The sequence below is a fragment of the Pseudomonas sp. UBA3153 genome (assembly GCF_002364635.1).
Classification (GTDB): domain Bacteria; phylum Pseudomonadota; class Gammaproteobacteria; order Pseudomonadales; family Pseudomonadaceae; genus Pseudomonas_O; species Pseudomonas_O kuykendallii.
In genome coordinates, this window is record NZ_DEYR01000020.1 from 3237 (window position 1) to 4231 (window position 995).

The 995-nt window shown below is 63.9% G+C and carries 2 protein-coding genes and 1 pseudogene; all 3 read right to left on the bottom strand.

All coding sequences use genetic code 11. The features are described from left to right. A partial coding sequence (locus B2X67_RS04630) for an ATP-binding cassette domain-containing protein (protein WP_286784751.1) occupies positions 1-129 on the bottom strand: 129 nt, incomplete at its 3' end. Continuing rightward, positions 122-772, bottom strand: coding sequence for an amino acid ABC transporter permease (locus tag B2X67_RS04635; protein WP_286784748.1), 651 nt, complete (start codon positions 770-772; stop codon positions 122-124). The genes B2X67_RS04635 and B2X67_RS04630, both read right to left, overlap by 8 nt. A gap of 10 nt (positions 773-782) precedes the next feature. Beyond that, positions 783-995 (bottom strand): annotated as a pseudogene (locus B2X67_RS04640) (amino acid ABC transporter permease); the annotation flags it as partial.

A 995-nucleotide genomic window follows, 5' to 3' on the forward strand; every position in this document is an offset into this window, starting at 1 on the left:
CAGGGTCGACTTGCCGGAGCCCGAGCCGCCGATGATCGAGACCACCTCGCCCTTGTTCACCGTCAGGCTGACGCCCTTGATCACGTCCAGTTCGCCGAAGGATTTGTGTACGTTGTCGATCTCAATCATTTTCCTGCCACCTTGTTTCCAGCCGGGCGCCCAGGCGGGCGACCACCAGGCTCATGACGTAGTAGATGAGCCCCGCGATGCACAGCACCAGCAGCGGCTCCTGAATGCGCGTGACGATGGTCTGCGAGGCGCGCAGCAGTTCGACGATGCCGATCCACATCACCAGCGCGGTGTCCTTCATCACCGACAGCACCAGGTTCAGCCAGCCGGGAAAGGCCACCCGGGTGGCGATCGGCAGGACGATGTAGCGTAGGTCCTGCAGGTAGGTGAGCCCCAGCGAGCGGCTGGCGCGGCGCAGGTTGAACGGCACCGCCAGCACGCCGCTGCGGACGATCTCGGTGCAGAACGCCGTGGCGTAGATGCCGAGCACGATGCAGGCGACGGTGAAGGCGCTCCAGTTCAGCCCGGCGATGCTCTTGAGCGAGTTGAACAGCACGAACTGGATCAGCAATGGCACGCTGCGGAACACGTCGAGCAGCCAGGAAAGCGGCAGCGTGGCCCTTGGCAGCAGCGCGCGGAGCAGACCGCAGAGCACACCGGCGACGGTGCCGATGGCCATCGCGCCGAGGGTCAGCAGCAGGGTGATCCAGGCGCCCTGGAGGAGGAACAGGAAGTCGTTCCAGGTGAAGCTGGTGGAGAACATGGTCAGCCTCTCAATAGCGGAACAGGCGCCAGGACAATATCCGGGCGACCGCCACGATCGCCTTGGCGATCAGGTAATAGAGCACTGCGGCCAGGGCGAAGAACTCGAAGGTGCGGAAGGTCCTCACGTTGTAGTCCTGGGTCACGCCGGTGAGGTCGTTGTTCAAGCCGACGATCACTCCCAGCGAGGTCATCAGCACCGCCCAGACCATCTGGTTGGTCAG

Excerpts from the sequence above, each read along its gene's own strand:
- B2X67_RS04635 (WP_286784748.1), bottom strand. The coding sequence starts at position 772 with ATGTTCTCCACCAGCTTCACCTGGAACGACTTCCTGTTCCTCCTCCAG.